Origin of the sequence: Polaribacter butkevichii, from assembly GCF_038024105.1 — a bacterium.
GTDB lineage: Bacteria > Bacteroidota > Bacteroidia > Flavobacteriales > Flavobacteriaceae > Polaribacter > Polaribacter butkevichii.
Window position 1 is genome coordinate 1,689,710 of sequence record NZ_CP150661.1, and the last position, 14,760, is coordinate 1,704,469.

The window sequence follows — 14,760 nt, forward strand, 5'->3', positions numbered from 1 at the left end:
ACAAAATGAAAAAAATATTTTTAATAGCCCTATTAATAGGAATCACATTTTCTTCGTGTAAAGACTTTGAAGGTTGGAATGTCGATGATAAAAAACCAAGTGAAGTACCGAGCTCATATCTATTGACAAGTACACAAAAAGATTTGTTTTATAGAATGTCTAGTCCAAATGTAAACTATAACATCTTTAAATTTTTTGCTCAATATTGGACAGAAACTCAATATACAGATGAAGTAAACTACGATATTAGAGGTAGAGATATTGGAGGAGGATTATTTCTATATTTATATAGAGATGTACTAATTGATTTACAAGCAGCAAAAAACACAATTATTGCAGATGAATTTTTAAATGCAAGCACAAAATCAGCTCAATTAGGAGTTATTGAGCTTATGGAAGTGTATACATGGAGTGTATTAGTCGATGTTTACGGAGATGTACCTTATGCAGAAGCACTTAAAGGTGTAGAGAATATTACACCTGCCTATGATAATGATGAAGACATTTATACAGATTTATTTAGCCGTATAGATGCTGCTTTAGTTAATTTAAATGCTAGTGCAGAATCTTTTGGAGATGCTGATATTGTTTATGGTGGTTCAACTGCTAATTGGAAAAAATTTGGTAATTCATTAAAGTTAAGAATGGCAGTTCGTATTGCAGATTATGACTCTGCAAAAGCAACTACAGCTGCAGCCTCTGCAGTTGCAGGTGGTGTTTTTACATCTAGTGACGATAACTTTGCATTTCCTTTTGAAACTACACAACCAAATACTAACTCAATTTGGATTGATTTAGTAGAGTCTGGTCGTGATGACTTTTTAGTAGCAGATACTTTTGTTAATTTAATAAGTCCTTTAAATGACCCTAGAGCTTCTACATATTTAGCTGACAATAAAACGCCTTATATCGGAGCTCCTTACGGAGTAGGAAGTGCTTTTACTGACTTTACACACATCGGTGATGCTTGGTACCAACCAGATTTAGAAGGTATGCTTTTAAGTTATGATGAAGTTCAGTTTTTATTAGCTGAAGCTGTAGAAAGAGGTTTAATAGCAGGTAATGCTGAAACATATTACAATGAAGCTGTTTCTGCTTCTATTAAATATTGGGGAGGATCACAAGCTGATGCTGATACTTATTTAGCTCAACCTACGGTAGCTTACACTACCGCTGGTTCTACTTGGAAAGAAACTATAGGTAATCAAAAATACATTGCTCTTTACGGAAGAGGTTTTGAAGCTTGGAGTTCTTGGAGACTATTAGATTACCCTAACACTTTTACTCGTCCTTCAATTTCTAAAGAAGCCGTACCAAGACGTTACTTATACGGAAACGATGATAAAGACGTTAACCCAGATAATTATGCTGCCGCAAGTGCTGCAATGGGTGGTGATTTAAAATCTTCTAGAGTATTTTGGGATATAAAAGGAGTAGGTAACTAAAAAAGAACCTATTTTAAATAAAATCTAAAATAATTAAACCATCAAAAGAATATACTTTTGATGGTTTTTTTTTGACAAAAAACACCTAACTTAAATATTATTAGGAATAGATTTTTTTTTTAACATACCTTTGCACTATGACAACAGAAACAACACCAACTACCAATATTTTTGGTATTAGAGCAATTATAGAAGCCATAGAAAGTGGTTCATCTATAAATAAAATATACTTACAAAAAGGATTAAGAGGAGAATTGTTTTATGAACTTAATAAGTTAATTAAAACAAATAATCTTACTACAAGTATGGTTCCTGTAGAGAAATTAGACAGATTATCTAAAAACAACAATCATCAAGGTGCTGTTGCTCAAATTTCTCCCGTAGCATTTTACGACCTAGAAGAACTCATTGAAAAAACAATAGAAAGTGGTAAAACTCCGTTGTTTTTACTATTAGATCAAGTATCTGATGTTCGTAATTTTGGAGCAATTATTAGAACCGCAGAATGTACAGGTGTAAATGGAATTATCATTCAAAAAAATGGTAGTGCCCCGGTAAATGCCGAAACAATAAAAACATCAGCTGGTGCAGCTTTTAAAATTCCTATTTGTAAAGTAGATCACATAAAAGATGCTTTATTCTTATTACAAGCATCAGACATTAAAACTGTGGCTGCAACAGAAAAAACAGAAGACTCTGTTTATGATATCAATTTTAATCAACCCATTGCCATTATTATGGGGTCTGAACATAGAGGTGTAAATCCGTCTATATTAAAAATGGTAGATTACAAAGCCAAATTACCTTTATTGGGTGACATTGCTTCTTTAAATGTTTCTGTAGCCTGTGGTGTGTTACTTTATGAAGTAGTAAGACAAAGAATACCTCTTAACAGATAAATTAGTAGAACTTACTTATATTAATCTTGCTCCTCCTCTATTTTTGGTGGAGCAAAATTACCATGTTCATCAAATAAAGTATCGAATTCTGTTTCTATAAATTGATGTTCTTCTTTTACAATTCCTTTATTTCTATAAGCAATTGCAAAAATAAGACCTATTACAAAGCCAGATAAATGCCCTTCCCAAGAGATACTTTCTTTTATAGGAAACACATACCAAATCATACTTCCATAAAGAAAAATAATCATTAAAGATAAAGCCACTAATCTATAGTGTCTTTTTATGATTCCACTAAAAAACACAAAACTAAAAAGCAAGTAAACAATTCCACTAGCTCCTATATGATAAGATTCTCTTGCAAAGCACCAAGTTAAAAAACCGGTAAAAAAGCCTCCAAAGAGCAATACTTTATACGCTACATCATTATAAAAATAAAAAACACTGCTTAAAAGCACAAATAAGGGCACAGAATTATTAAAAAGATGACTTGTATTACTATGTATAAAATGGGTTAAAAAAACACCTCTAAACCCCACTAAATTTCTAGGTAAAACTCCATACTTATTAAAATTGAAATCAAACTTAATTTCAATCCAATAAATAAACCAAATTGCAAAAACATAAGCAACCGGAATTAAGAAAATTGATTTCGATATTTTTAATTGAGTATCTTCTTTCATCAGTCATAAAAATAACAAAAATCTAACCAATATCAATTTTTACATTTTCTGTCAGAAATCTTTATTATTTTTACAGAATGAATGAACCTTTGGCAGAAAGAATTAGACCTAAAACGCTTGAAGATTATATTAGTCAGCAACATTTGGTAGGTAAAACGGGTGTATTAACTAATTTAATAAAAAAAGGCATCATACCTTCATTAATTTTGTGGGGACCTCCTGGTATCGGAAAAACAACCCTTGCCAACATTATTGCTACCGAATCTAAACGCCCTTTTTATACATTAAGCGCCATTAGTTCTGGTGTAAAAGATGTTAGAGATGTTATAGAAAAAGCTAAAAAAAGTGGCGGTTTATTTACCGTTAAAAACCCCATTTTATTTATTGATGAAATTCATCGATTTAGTAAATCTCAACAAGATTCTCTTTTAGGAGCTGTAGAAAAAGGATGGGTAACTTTAATTGGCGCAACTACAGAAAACCCAAGTTTTGAAGTGATACCTGCCCTACTCTCTCGTTGTCAAGTCTATATATTAAACTCTTTTGACAAAACCGATTTAGTTGCACTTTTACATAGAGCAATGAAAGAAGATACTCTTTTATCAACCAAAAAAATTACACTAAAAGAAACCGATGCTTTGCTACAAGTTTCTGGTGGTGATGCTAGAAAATTGTTAAATATTTTTGAACTACTGGTTTCTGCTGATGATGAAATTGAAATTACAAACGATTTAGTTTTATCAAAAATTCAAAAAAATACGGTTAGATATGATAAAACAGGAGAACAACATTATGACATCATATCTGCTTTTATAAAGTCGATAAGAGGAAGTGATCCAAACGGAGCTGTATACTGGTTAGCAAGAATGATTGAAGGTGGTGAAGATGTAAAATTTATAGCTAGAAGATTACTAATTTCGGCTTCTGAAGATATTGGGAATGCAAATCCTACTGCGTTAATTTTAGCAAATAACACGTTTCAAGCCGTTTCTGTTGTTGGTTACCCAGAATCTAGAATCATTTTAAGTCAATGTGCTATTTATTTAGCAAATTCCGCTAAAAGTAATGCCTCTTACATGGCTATTAATGAAGCACAAAGTTTAGTACAAAAAACAGGAGATTTATCGGTTCCTTTTCATTTAAGAAATGCGCCAACGAAATTGATGAAAGACCTAGATTATGGTAAGGACTATAAATATTCTCATAATTATCCTAATAATTTTATAGAGCAAGAATTTTTACCTGATGAAATTTCTGGAACAAAATTATATGATCCAGGTAATAATGCTAGAGAAAATCAGTTTAGAGAACTCTTAAAAAATAGATGGAAAAATAACTATGATTATTAAGATATTTAAACAATATTAAACTATTTAACACAAAGAAGCCCTAAATATAATTTAGGGCTTCTTAATAATATTAGTTAAAAGCTTTTAAAATTTAATTGCATATTGTTTTACAACCAAAACGTCATTTTCATAATATTCTGCAATCCAGTTATCACCATTTTTATAAAGAATTCCATTTTTATCTTTTAAAATAAAAACATCTTTAACTTTTGTTTTTAAAAGCTGGTAAACCACTGCTGGAGTAGTATTTACTAACTGAAAACCATTATTTATTTCTTGGCTATATAATGTTTCTAGATGATTACTAACTACAACTTTTTCTTGAGAAACAATTTCTTTAACAGGTACAGAAATCACTTCTTTAACCACAACCACCTCTGGTGTTGTTGCTTTTTTTACTTCTGAAACTTTTTTTAACGGCACATATTTGTACGTTAAATCTTCCATGGTTTCAAAAGCATTTCTAATAGCCTCATGATACGATTTTTTATACTCTTTTTCTTTACTCTTACCTGTTTCTGAAACATACACTACAGTTCCATAACAATCTTTTAATTCTATTTTACTTTTTACTGTAAACATGCTAGAGTCATCAATAACAGTTGCAGTTAATCCATTGCATCTGTTTTGCACTAGATCTTCTGGTAATTTCTCATTACTAAGATATACTACAAATCCTTTTTTTTCTAGAAGAAATTTAGTTAGAGAACTTGTTTGATACTGATCTACAGTCTTTAAAAAATCGAAACGATCTGGTACAATTACATATTTATAATTATTGATATTAACCTGCTGACCAAAAGCAGACAAGGCTATAAAGAACAAAAAACTGAATGCTATTTTTTTAATCATTTTAATTGAATATTAAATTAATTTCTAATTATAAAGAAATATTATTTGTAAACGCAATATCGTTAAATTGAGTAATATTATCAATTATTATACAACAATTAACTTTTTTATAATTGAATCCACAAATTATTTAAATTTAAAGGTATTCTTTTATTTCTATAAGAGAAGTAACAGATGTAACAGAACTATTACTTGATGTATTATTTTCAAAATTACAATAGATTGCTCGCATCCCCACATTTATAGCCCCTTCTATATCTGCTTCTAAATTATCGCCAATCATAATAGAGTTACCTTTATCTGCCTTTGCAAGGTCTAAAGCATAATTAAAAACTTTTGGATTTGGTTTTTTAACTCCTACAGATTCTGAGGTAATTATTTTATCAAAATAGTGATGAATATTAGAGCTCAACATTTTTTGAGTTTGTACCTCTTCAAAACCGTTTGTAATAATATGTAATTGATATTTACTTTTTAAATATTCTAAAATTTCGAAAGTACCATCAAAAAGATAATTAAAGTCAGGTAAAAATTCTAAATAATTAACAGCAATTTCATTTATTAAATCATCTGAAATTCTATAATCTAAGGCTTCAAAGCTGTCTTTTAATCTACCATATCTTAGTTGCTCTTTAGTTACCTTTTCTTCTCTATATAATTTCCAATAATTAAAATTTAAAGGCTTATAAACAGTTAAAAAGTCTTCTAAACTTAAAGAGATACTGTGTTTGATAAAAACTTTCTGAAACGCTAGGTCCGAATTTTTCTCAAAATCCCATAAAGTATGATCTAAATCAAAAAAGACATGTTGTATATTTTTCATTTACATTATATTTGAAAAAACTTTTTAATTGACACCAAAAATAAACAAAAAACCTTTATCTATTTTTGTGAAAAACATTTTTGTAATGTTTAAAGGAACCTTAATTGCACAAATTATTGCAGCAATCAGCTCTATTTTTATTGCTAAAATATATGGTAGTGAAGCCTATGGTGTTTTAAGTGTTTTTATAAGTCTTTCTTCGATAGCCTCTATTTTTAATTCTTTACAGTTAGATAATTATATTGTTATTTGTAGAGACCGATTAACTCGTAATCATTGGTTTAATTTTCTTTTTCTACTGATACCTATAATAGCCATAATTGGAACAGTAATTCTACTACCTTTTTATGTGTTTTTTTTTGATAAAAAAATAGAAAATAGTATTTTAATACTAGCTATTTTAAGTTCTATTTTTCTTAGTTATAATAAAACGCATGAATTTTTCTTAACCAGTTATAAAAAATTCTCACCAATTTCTTTTTCTAAAATACTTTTAGTTTTAATAAATGTTTTTTTTCAATTTACTTTTTATGTGAAATTTAAAATTTATGGATTAGTTTACAGCTCGTTTATTTCTATATTTATTGTTACTCTATATTATAGTTTTAAGAACAGAGTTTATTTTAAAATAATCGATTTTAATATTGTTAAAGAGAATATTACAAAAAACAAATCTATTTTAACCTATTTGCTGCCCTCCCGATTTATAAATAATCTAGCATCACAATCAATTCCTTTATTTATTTATGCTTTTTTTAGTTTACAAGATGCTGGTGTTTATTTTTTTAGTCAAAAAATATTAACAATGCCACTTTTTATTATATCATCTTCAATATCTACGGTATATTTTGAAAAAGCAACAAGTCTAATGCAAACTTCTAAAAAGGAACTTTTTTTAGCTACAAAAAAGATTATAACTTTTAATGTGTTAATAATGTTTGTCTTTTTAGTACTAATAAACACGGTTGGAATCTATATATTAGAAATCCTTTTAACCGAAAGTTGGATAAATTTAAGATTATATTTTTTGATTTTATCTTTTTTAGTTTTATGCAGATCTTCTTTTAGTCCTATTAGTAATATTATGGTTGTTTTAGATAAAAACAATATAAGTTTACTTTTTAATATATACCTTTTAATAGTAAATATCATAGCTTTTTATATTGGTTTTGTTAAAAATGATTTAACATATACTATTTATATACTTTCCTTTTTAGGTGGAATAGGTTATTTAACTCTTGCTTTTTACTTTTTAAAAACCATAAAAAAACAATCAATTATATGAAAAAAATATCATTCTTTGAAAAGTTAGATTTTTTAATCTTTGGACATTTAATAAACTTTTTATATCCAGGATACTATAGACCTAAATATGGTTATCAAAAATATTACCTTCTTTTTTTTCATTTTTGGATTCCACAAAAATTATTTAGATTAAACCCAAAAGCAAATTGGCCTGTTCATTTTACATCAAAAATTTTAGCCGCAGAAAATATTAAAAAAGGCATTTTATGTGATCCTGGAGACAACCCAAATGTATACATACAAGCTAACAATGGAATAATTATTGGTAATAATGTAGGTTTTGGAACTGGTTCTAAAGTTATTTCTGCTAATCATTCACATACAAATCACTCTAAACACACAAAAACACCACCAATAGTTATTGGAAACAATGTTTTTATTGGTGCAAATAGTGTTATACTATCTAATGTAAATATTGGAAATAATGTAATCATTGGAGCAGGTTCTATTGTTTCTAAAAATATTCCATCAAATTCAATAGCCGTAGGAAACCCATGTAAAGTTATAAAAGAAAACCTACCTTATAACGAATCGTTAATAAAAATAAATTACAATAAAAAGATACCAAATAAGCTAAAAAAAACACTTTTAGAGAAAACACTATAATTCTCTTTTTCTGACCCAAAACTTTCATAAAATTTAGCTACACCACTAATCATAGACCCTTCAAAATCTAAAAAATAATCTTTGTCTTTATATTTTTTTATTATTTCTGAAATAAGCAAAGTAGCCGCTCCATTTTTTTTCCCTAAATGATTACTAACAGGTACTAAATAAGTAATTCTTTTACCATCATCTAGTAGTAAAACACATGCAATTAATTTTTGTTCACTTCTAATACCAAAACATCTTACTCCATCCGTTTTTAACGTTAAAATATTTTGAAGAACTTCTTTCATTGAAATATAATTACTGTAATTTTTATCATTTAATAAATAAAAATCATAAAATTCTTTTGCTGCTAAATTTTCTTCAAAAGTTAAGTTTGATAATCTAGCTTTCTTTAAATCTCTTTTTCTATTTTTATTAAACTTCTTATAATTGTCTTCGTATAAGTTTTCAATTTTTAAAAGGTAATTGTTATTTAATTTCACTTTATCATTCAATACATTACATGAATTAAAGTTTATAGAAACTTTCACAAACTTCTTAGGAATGTTTTTCAACATTTTTTCTTGTAGCTCTCTAGAAATATTTCCTTTAGAAAAGATACCCAATTGTTGACAAAAAAAAGGTTGTGCTACGTATTTAAGGAAATATTTCTTTTTCCAAGGAATTGGCATTACAGCATCATAATCATCTACAACTATAACATCCCAATTTTCGGCAACAATATCTAAATACCATGAAAAAGCATACACTCTAGATTGTAAAGAACTCTCAATACAGTTGTCATACTTAAGAACATCTAAATTCTTTCTTTTAATATACCGGATCATTATGAAACGGCTATTTTAATCATAGATTCATACAATCTTTTCCAACCTTTCCATCGTAAATAATCACTTAAACTCTCATTATGAAATAAAGTGATAAAAGTTCCGTTAACGGCTTTTACTTCATTTTTAATGTCTCTAATTCTACCCAAAGATTGTTTGGGTGTTAGTTTCATATAATCATTTAAAGTAGTATCCATTAAAGCAAAAGGAAAAACCTTTAAAGGTGTCTGAATTTCAAAATCTAAATCATAGAAATAGAATGGTGTACAAGTACTTGCTCTAAAACCTACATTGCTTGCATAGCCCATAGAATAATCTTCTTCTACTTCTAAGTCTATTAAATTCTGATAGGTTTCGGGTAAACTTATACGCAAATAATGTTGTCTAGATCTTTGAATTGGAGAATTGATTATTTCTTCTAATCTAAGCTTCTCTTTTTTTAATAAAGAAGCATTATTCAACGTAAAATAAGACGGATGCAAACCTACTTTAGCATAATCTACCATTTCTTTTATGAGTAATCTATATTTCCTTTTTGAAGCAGAAACGTTGGTATCAAAAGTTGTATAATCTCCAATTAAAAAGAAAAAAATAGTTTTAATATTTTGTTCTTTTCTAATTTTTAAAATTCGCTGAAAAGTATCAAAAGGATCTCTTTTAAGATTAAAGGTAACCGCAAAACGATTCCAAACATTAAATAGCTTAAATTGTACTAAATCATTAAAAAAACCTCCTACACTTCTTACTAAACTTTTATACTTATATGCATAAGCATTGTCTATATCTACTGTAGAGATAAACTCATATTTTCTTTCTTTATAAGCATAGTCTGGAAATTTTTCTTTTAAGGCGTCTAACAGTTTATACGCCCAAATATCTACTACTGGCTTTTCTAAAAATCGATATTTATACGCCAAACTTTGATCTGCTGTATAACGCCCATGAACATCTTTAACGTGTGGCAAATATTCTTCGTATCTAGAAACTAAATAAAAACTAGCTGCAAAAACATCAAACGGAATAGAAGATTTTGGCCCAGTTTTAAAGAAACAAGGAACTTCATCCCATTTTTGAATAGAAATTTCCATATCATTTACTCCTTGTTCAAATAACAAGCTGTTGCTTTTAACAAAAAACTCATTTCCTAAAGGTGTTTTTGTATAGCTCATTTTTGGACCATTAAAAGCTACAAATTCTTCTATTTTAGAAGTAAAATCTACGGGAATTAATAAAGTTCTTGTAAGAATATGCTTAAAAATATAACGAACTCTTGGTGTTATTTTATGTGTATAAATTAATATCATTTTTTGTTTAGTTAGCAGTACTAAGTTGGCAATATTCAGTAAACTATTAACTAAATTCTACCAACTCAAGACTAAGGACTACAATTGCCCTTCATCTGCAAAGCTAAAATACGCTTTTTCGGTAATTATTAAATGATCTAACAATTTTATATCTAAAGTGTTTCCGGCTTCTTTTATTTTTTGAGTAAGTTGCTTATCAGCATTACTAGGTTGTAATTTTCCTGACGGATGATTATGACATACAATCATTGCCACAGACGCCAATTCTAACGCTCTCTTAAACAATAACCTTACATCTACCACTGTAGCGGTTAAACCACCTTTACTTATCTGGCTTTTTGTCAAAACTTTGTTAGAATTATTTAAAAACAGCACCCAAAATTCTTCGTGTTCTAAATCTCCAATAACGGGTTGCATTAAACTAAAACCATCTTTACTACAAGTAATCTTTGGTTTCTCTAAAGCTATTTCTAACTGTCTTCTTTTTCCTAACTCTAAAGCAGTAATAATAGCAATTGCCTTGGCTTCTCCAATACCTTTAAACGTAGTCAGTTTTTCTACAGTTAGTTTTGCTAACTCATTAATGTTTCCATCAACAGATTGTAAAATTCTTTTTGATAATGCAACGGCACTTTCTTGTCTATTGCCAGAACCAATAAGAATAGCTATTAATTCTGCATCAGAAAGTACAGACTTTCCTTTTGCTAACAGTTTTTCTCTTGGCCGATCATCTAAAGCCCAATATTTAATAGTTAACTTTTCCATTTTCTTTTTTTATAAAAATACAAAAATGAAATTAACTTAACTTTTAGGCATCTTAGAGTGCTTTAACGTTTAATACCCTAAACCATCTTAGTGTAATTATAATTGATTTAAGAAATTTGGATACTGTTGGTTGTTTGGGTACAATTCAATTAATCTCTTAACAATATTTTTTGCTTTTTCTTTTTGATTAGATTTAGAATATAAATAAGCTAACGCATACAATAAACCTTCATTTGTAGCTTCTACTTTAAGACCAGAAATCAATGTTTTTTCACCGTTTTTATAATCTTGTTTTTTATCATACAATAACCCCAAATTATAATAAACACGAATATTTTCTGGCATTATTTTCATTGCTTTTTTTAGTTGAACAATGGCTTCGTCTACTCTATTTAACTCTGCATACATTAGAGCTAATGAATAATAAACAGGTCCATAAGTAGGTTCTTGTTCAATAACAGTTGTAAATGCTTCTTCTGCTTTTTTATATTCTTTATTATTATAATATAAGGTTGCTAAATTTAAACGAATTTGATTGTTAATATTATCAATAGCCAAGGCACTTTCAAAACTTTCTATTGCTTTTGTTATGTTTCCTTGTTTTAAATAATAATCTCCTTTTTTCATCCTTGCGCCTACAAAATCTGCATTTGTTTTTAAATGTAGATAAAACTCTTTCTTTACTTTTGCATAACTTTCTTTGTAAACTTCAGGAATATCAGTTTCAGCAACACCTCCTAATCCATAAAAAGTTTTTATTCGAATACTTCTTTTAGGATCTTCTAATAACGGTAAAAAATAAGACGTATAGTCTGTTGTATTCATACTACTTAAAACATCTACACTTGCTCCTCTTACTAAAGCAGAATCATCATTTAGAAGAGAAATATAATCTTGTACAAAATTTTGTGCATTATAATTTGAAAGCACTTTTGTTGCTGATGCTCTTACAATTTCAGGTTGATGTTTATCATGCATCAATTCAATTAATCCTACATGTCCATTAGGTTGCATGGTAATTCCTGGCGCTAACTTTTCTGAAAAATGAATAGAATCTACTTCTCCAAATAGTTTTTTAAAGCTTTTTGCTGCCCAAACATCATCTTTATCTTTATGACAACCTGCACAAGCATTTGGAGTACCGTATTTTACACTTAAATCTGGTCTTGGAATTCTAAAACTATGATCTCTTCTAAAATCATTCCCCATATAAAATCTACCTGGCATATGACAATTTATACATTTTGCCCCCTCTGTATTTGGTTGATGAAAGTGATGTTCTGGTGTATCAAACTTTTCTGGAACATGGCATTGGGCACACAATTTATTTCCATCAAACTTTAATTTTAATGTATGTGCATCATGGCAATTGGTACAAGTAACATCATTTTGATACATTTTACTTTGTAAAAAAGAACCATACACATAATCTTCATCTAAAATTTGTCCGTCTGCTTGGTACAGCCTTTCTTCTAAAAGTTGTGGATAATAATGATCCAAAACAGTACCTTCAAAATTAAAAAACTCAGAAAACTGCTCTCTTCTCATGTGGCATCGAGCACATTCATCTACCAATTCTCTAGGTGCAGTATCTGTTGTCATTTGAAAAGTTCCACTTGCAACATATTTTTCGCCAAGCTTCTCTACATCAGAAACATGTTGTTTCCCTGGGCCATGACAGGCTTCACAATTTACATTGATAATTGCAAATTTAGTATTGTAACTATCTGTTTTTTGATCATAATTTTTACGAACATTGGTAGAATGGCAATCAGAACACATATTATTCCAATTTAAACCACCTCTAGACCAATGCAACCATTCTGAATGCACTACTTTAAAATCTGGATATAAATCGAACCATTTATTTTTAACAGAATCCCAAGCGGTTCTTAAACATTGATAATGACCGTTAGGAAATTGAACAATATATTGCTGTAAAGGTGTTACCCCAAAAGTGTAAATAATTTTATAATCGTGATATTTTCCATCTCTACCTTCTGTATTTACATAAAAATCTTTTCCTTTTTTATAAAAATGAGATGTTACGCCCTGACTTGTAAATTTTTTATTGTTAAAATCACCTAAAACAGAAACACTATCGGCCAGATCCATAGCCTTGTCATGGTCAGAACCTTTCCATTTATCAAATTGATCCTGATGGCATTCTTTACATTTTTGATCTCCTAAAAAATGGCTATCTGGAATCATTTCACCGGAAAGAAAAACGCCTTTATCCTTTTCAACTTCTTTATATTCTACCTTTTTATCACAAGAAATAATAGCAAGTATAAAAATTGAATACATAAAAAATAAACTTATTTTTAAAAAAACAGGTGGGTAAATGTGCCTTAATTTCACGAAAGATATTTTAGATATTATAACAGTAAAACTAAAGTTTCTATTTGCCAAAAAAAAAGATAATTATCATTTTTTTATAGAAATAAATATTTTTTTTAATCCTTAATAAAATTGAAAACTTTATTAATTTTCTCATTTACAGCAAAACTCTTTCTATCTTTGCCAATTATCGCTATATTTAACATATGAAAATTATCATAGCTGGTGCAGGAGACGTAGGTTTCCACTTAGCTAAACTTCTTTCCTACGAATCTCAAGACACCTATATCATAGATTTTGATGGTGCAAAATTAGATTATCTAAATAGTCATTTAGATGTAATTACTAAAAAAGGAGATGCTACTTCCATTAAGTTATTAAAAGAAATAGGTATCGATTCTGCAGATTTATTAATTGCTGTAACAGATAGTCAGAATACCAATTTCACAATATCTGTAATAGGAAAATCTTTAGGAGTCAAAAAGACAATTGCACGAATAGATAATCCAGAGTTTTTAAATAATTGCGAAGTAGATTTTACCAAATTTGGTCTAGATTTTATGATTTCTCCGCAAGAATTAGCGGCTAATGAAATAAAAATGCTGCTAAACCAATCTTCTTTTAATGATACAGTTGCATTTGAAAGCGGAATTTTTAATGTTCTAGGAACGCCATTAACTTACAAATCACCCATTGTAGATCTAACAGTAAAAGAAGCAAAACAAAAGTTTGCTGATGTAGATTTTATTACAATTGCCATTAAAAGACAAGGTGAATCTCAAACCATTATTCCAAGAGGGAATACGGTATATGAAATAGGAGATCAAGTATATTTCTGTGTTCCTAACTATAGCATGAAAGACCTTTACCCTATAACCGGTAAGAAACGACTCAATATTAAAAATGTAATGATTCTTGGAGGTGGTAGTATTGGAGAAAAAACTGCTAGAAAACTTTGTAAAGATAACTTTAGAGTAAAATTAATTGAAAAGAAAAAAGATAAAGCAGAATTATTAGCAGAGCAACTAAGTGATACACTAGTTATTAATGGTGATGGTAGAGATTTAGAATTATTAGAAGAAGAAAATATTAGAGAAACAGATGCTTTTATTGCTGTTACAGGAAATTCTGAAACCAATATTATGTCTTGTTTAGTGGCAAAATCTAAAGGAGTAAAAAAAACAGTGGCTTTGGTTGAAAATATGGATTATATTGATATTTCTCAAACCATTGGTATTCAGTCCTTAATTAATAAAAAACTACTTGCTGCGAGTAATATTTTTAGACATATTAGAAAAGGTGAAATTTTAGATTTAGCCAATTTACATAATGTAGATGCAGAAGTTTTTGAATTTGAGGTTCAAAAAGGCGCTAAAGTAGCAGAACACCCTATTAAAGATTTACGTTTTCCTAGAGAAGCTGTTTTTGGTGGATTAATTAGAAACGAAAAAGCAATTATGCCAACAGGAAATGTACAGTTTCAAATTGGTGATAAAGTAATTGTATTTTGTTTACCCGAAGCAATAAGTGGTGTAGAAAGATTATTTAAATAACAG

13 protein-coding genes are annotated in these 14,760 nt (G+C 28.8%); 6 read left to right on the top strand and 7 right to left on the bottom strand.

Going from position 1 to position 14,760, the window contains the following annotated elements:
- Positions 1-5: 5 nt before the first annotated feature.
- Positions 6-1,445: a SusD/RagB family nutrient-binding outer membrane lipoprotein gene (locus WG951_RS07145; protein ID WP_105050441.1), complete on the top strand. Its 1,440-nt coding sequence runs from the start codon at positions 6-8 to the stop codon at positions 1,443-1,445.
- Between the two features lie 137 nt (positions 1,446-1,582).
- Positions 1,583-2,344 carry a 23S rRNA (guanosine(2251)-2'-O)-methyltransferase RlmB gene (gene rlmB / locus WG951_RS07150; protein ID WP_105050440.1) on the top strand — a complete coding sequence of 254 codons (762 nt, stop codon included), beginning with the start codon at positions 1,583-1,585 and terminating at the stop codon, positions 2,342-2,344.
- Between the two features lie 20 nt (positions 2,345-2,364).
- Here rlmB and WG951_RS07155 read toward each other — a convergent pair whose 3' ends face one another.
- The gene (locus WG951_RS07155) at positions 2,365-3,027 is read right to left on the bottom strand and encodes a rhomboid family intramembrane serine protease (protein WP_105050439.1); all 663 of its coding nucleotides are present in this window, start codon (positions 3,025-3,027) and stop codon (positions 2,365-2,367) included.
- A 77-nt stretch (positions 3,028-3,104) separates the two neighbouring features.
- On the opposite strand from WG951_RS07155, the gene WG951_RS07160 reads away from it, so the two are divergent.
- Positions 3,105-4,376, top strand: a complete 1,272-nt coding sequence (locus WG951_RS07160) for a replication-associated recombination protein A (protein ID WP_105050438.1) — start codon at positions 3,105-3,107, stop codon at positions 4,374-4,376.
- A gap of 84 nt (positions 4,377-4,460) precedes the next feature.
- On the opposite strand, the gene WG951_RS07165 is transcribed toward WG951_RS07160, so the two are convergent.
- Positions 4,461-5,228 (bottom strand): hypothetical protein, encoded by a 768-nt coding sequence (locus tag WG951_RS07165; RefSeq protein WP_105050437.1) that lies wholly within the window; start codon positions 5,226-5,228, stop codon positions 4,461-4,463.
- A 136-nt stretch (positions 5,229-5,364) separates the two neighbouring features.
- Positions 5,365-6,051: a YjjG family noncanonical pyrimidine nucleotidase gene (locus WG951_RS07170; protein WP_105050436.1), complete on the bottom strand. Its 687-nt coding sequence runs from the start codon at positions 6,049-6,051 to the stop codon at positions 5,365-5,367.
- A gap of 28 nt (positions 6,052-6,079) precedes the next feature.
- Between WG951_RS07170 and WG951_RS07175 the strand changes: the two genes are divergently transcribed.
- Entirely contained in the window at positions 6,080-7,336 is a 1,257-nt protein-coding gene (locus tag WG951_RS07175) for a lipopolysaccharide biosynthesis protein (protein WP_105050435.1), read from the top strand.
- A complete protein-coding gene (locus WG951_RS07180) occupies positions 7,333-7,962 on the top strand; it encodes an acyltransferase (RefSeq protein WP_105050434.1) in 630 nt (209 codons plus the stop codon). Before WG951_RS07175 ends, WG951_RS07180 begins: the two co-directional genes overlap by 4 nt.
- On the opposite strand, the gene WG951_RS07185 is transcribed toward WG951_RS07180, so the two are convergent.
- The 4 genes from WG951_RS07185 to WG951_RS07200 all read right to left on the bottom strand — a co-directional run bounded on the left by WG951_RS07185 (position 7,905) and on the right by WG951_RS07200 (position 13,171).
- Positions 7,905-8,795 (bottom strand): hypothetical protein, encoded by an 891-nt coding sequence (locus tag WG951_RS07185; RefSeq protein ID WP_105050433.1) that lies wholly within the window; start codon positions 8,793-8,795, stop codon positions 7,905-7,907. The two genes, WG951_RS07180 and WG951_RS07185, sit on opposite strands and share 58 nt — an antisense overlap.
- The gene (locus WG951_RS07190) at positions 8,795-10,099 is read right to left on the bottom strand and encodes a polysaccharide deacetylase family protein (RefSeq protein WP_105050432.1); all 1,305 of its coding nucleotides are present in this window, start codon (positions 10,097-10,099) and stop codon (positions 8,795-8,797) included. The genes WG951_RS07185 and WG951_RS07190 overlap by 1 nt, the downstream gene beginning before the upstream one ends.
- A 78-nt stretch (positions 10,100-10,177) precedes the next feature.
- Positions 10,178-10,864, bottom strand: a complete 687-nt coding sequence (gene radC / locus WG951_RS07195) for a RadC family protein (RefSeq protein ID WP_105050431.1) — start codon at positions 10,862-10,864, stop codon at positions 10,178-10,180.
- A 96-nt stretch (positions 10,865-10,960) separates the two neighbouring features.
- The gene (locus WG951_RS07200; RefSeq protein WP_105050430.1) at positions 10,961-13,171 is read right to left on the bottom strand and encodes a tetratricopeptide repeat protein; all 2,211 of its coding nucleotides are present in this window, start codon (positions 13,169-13,171) and stop codon (positions 10,961-10,963) included.
- Positions 13,172-13,410: 239 nt separating this feature from the next.
- On the opposite strand from WG951_RS07200, the gene trkA reads away from it, so the two are divergent.
- Complete coding sequence (gene trkA / locus WG951_RS07205) at positions 13,411-14,757, top strand: Trk system potassium transporter TrkA (RefSeq protein ID WP_105050429.1); 1,347 nt, start codon at positions 13,411-13,413, stop codon at positions 14,755-14,757.
- The last annotated feature ends 3 nt before the right edge of the window (positions 14,758-14,760 follow it).

Excerpts from the sequence above, each read along its gene's own strand:
- rlmB (WP_105050440.1), top strand. The coding sequence starts at position 1,583 with ATGACAACAGAAACAACACCAACTACCAATATTTTTGGTATTAGAGCA.
- WG951_RS07190 (WP_105050432.1), bottom strand. The coding sequence starts at position 10,099 with ATGATATTAATTTATACACATAAAATAACACCAAGAGTTCGTTATATT.
- WG951_RS07200 (WP_105050430.1), bottom strand. The coding sequence starts at position 13,171 with ATGTATTCAATTTTTATACTTGCTATTATTTCTTGTGATAAAAAGGTA.
- WG951_RS07155 (WP_105050439.1), bottom strand. The coding sequence starts at position 3,027 with ATGAAAGAAGATACTCAATTAAAAATATCGAAATCAATTTTCTTAATT.
- WG951_RS07170 (WP_105050436.1), bottom strand. The coding sequence starts at position 6,051 with ATGAAAAATATACAACATGTCTTTTTTGATTTAGATCATACTTTATGG.
- WG951_RS07165 (WP_105050437.1), bottom strand. The coding sequence starts at position 5,228 with ATGATTAAAAAAATAGCATTCAGTTTTTTGTTCTTTATAGCCTTGTCT.
- radC (WP_105050431.1), bottom strand. The coding sequence starts at position 10,864 with ATGGAAAAGTTAACTATTAAATATTGGGCTTTAGATGATCGGCCAAGA.
- trkA (WP_105050429.1), top strand. The coding sequence starts at position 13,411 with ATGAAAATTATCATAGCTGGTGCAGGAGACGTAGGTTTCCACTTAGCT.
- WG951_RS07180 (WP_105050434.1), top strand. The coding sequence starts at position 7,333 with ATGAAAAAAATATCATTCTTTGAAAAGTTAGATTTTTTAATCTTTGGA.
- WG951_RS07160 (WP_105050438.1), top strand. The coding sequence starts at position 3,105 with ATGAATGAACCTTTGGCAGAAAGAATTAGACCTAAAACGCTTGAAGAT.
- WG951_RS07185 (WP_105050433.1), bottom strand. The coding sequence starts at position 8,795 with ATGATCCGGTATATTAAAAGAAAGAATTTAGATGTTCTTAAGTATGAC.
- WG951_RS07145 (WP_105050441.1), top strand. The coding sequence starts at position 6 with ATGAAAAAAATATTTTTAATAGCCCTATTAATAGGAATCACATTTTCT.